We start from the raw sequence: 1,401 nt of genomic DNA, 5'->3' as shown, positions 1-1,401 counted from the left end.
GCCTGAGATCCGACGCGTACCCGTCAAGGGGAAATCAGTGATCCTATGCTGCCGAGAAAAGCATCGACGCGAGGTTGCAGCCGCCCGTACCCGAAACCGACTCAGGTGGTCAGGTAGAGAATACCAAGGAGATCGAGATAATCGTGGTTAAGGAACTCGGCAAAATGCCCCCGTAACTTCGGGAGAAGGGGGGCCGGACACGTGACCGGACTTGCTCCGTGAGCGTTGAAGGCCGCAGAGACCAGTGGGAAGCGACTGTTTACTAAAAACACAGGTCCGTGCGAAGTCGCAAGACGATGTATACGGACTGACGCCTGCCCGGTGCTGGAAGGTTAAGAGGAGGGGTTAGGTTTCGGCCGAAGCTCTGAATTTAAGCCCCAGTAAACGGCGGTGGTAACTATAACCATCCTAAGGTAGCGAAATTCCTTGTCGGGTAAGTTCCGACCTGCACGAATGGCGTAACGACTTCCCAGCTGTCTCAACCGCGAACTCGGCGAAATTGCACTACGAGTAAAGATGCTCGTTACGCGCAGCAGGACGGAAAGACCCCGTGACCTTTACTACAGTTTGGTATTGGTGTTCGGTGTGGCTTGTGTAGGATAGGTGGGAGACTGTGAAGCGGGCACGCTAGTGTTCGTGGAGTCGTTGTTGAAATACCACTCTGGTCACTCTGGATGTCTAACGTAGGACCCTGATCGGGTTCATGGACAGTGCCTGATGGGTAGTTTAACTGGGGCGGTTGCCTCCCAAAGAGTAACGGAGGCGCCCAAAGGTTCCCTCAACCTGGTTGGCAATCAGGTGGCGAGTGTAAGTGCACAAGGGAGCTTGACTGTGAGACTGACAGGTCGAGCAGGGACGAAAGTCGGGACTAGTGATCCGGCAGTGGCTTGTGGAAGCGCTGTCGCTCAACGGATAAAAGGTACCTCGGGGATAACAGGCTGATCTTGCCCAAGAGTCCATATCGACGGCATGGTTTGGCACCTCGATGTCGGCTCGTCGCATCCTGGGGCTGGAGTAGGTCCCAAGGGTTGGGCTGTTCGCCCATTAAAGCGGTACGCGAGCTGGGTTTAGAACGTCGTGAGACAGTTCGGTCCCTATCCGCTGCGCGCGTTGGAAATTTGAGAAGATCTATCCCTAGTACGAGAGGACCGGGATGGACGAACCTCTGGTGTGTCAGTTGTTCTGCCAAGGGCACCGCTGATTAGCTACGTTCGGACCGGATAACCGCTGAAAGCATCTAAGCGGGAAGCCGTCTTCGAGATGAGATTTCCATGCACCTTGAGTGTGAGAGGCTCCCAGCAGACTACTGGGTTGATAGGCCGGATGTGGAAGCGGGGACTAACGACCCGTGGAGCTGACCGGTACTAATAAGCCGAAGACTTGACAACACAATTATTTCCC

General features: G+C 55.0%; 1 rRNA gene. It reads left to right on the top strand.

Annotated features, from left to right (window positions below):
• A 23S ribosomal RNA gene (locus tag FS641_RS17740) occupies positions 1–1,388 on the top strand; the annotation flags it as partial.
• Positions 1,389–1,401 lie beyond the last annotated feature (13 nt).

The organism is Curtobacterium sp. 9128, from assembly GCF_007673775.1.
In the GTDB taxonomy this organism is placed as follows: Bacteria; Actinomycetota; Actinomycetes; order Actinomycetales; family Microbacteriaceae; genus Curtobacterium.
Note: the sequence above shows the minus strand (reverse complement) of the source record. Positions and strands in the feature narration are given on the sequence as shown.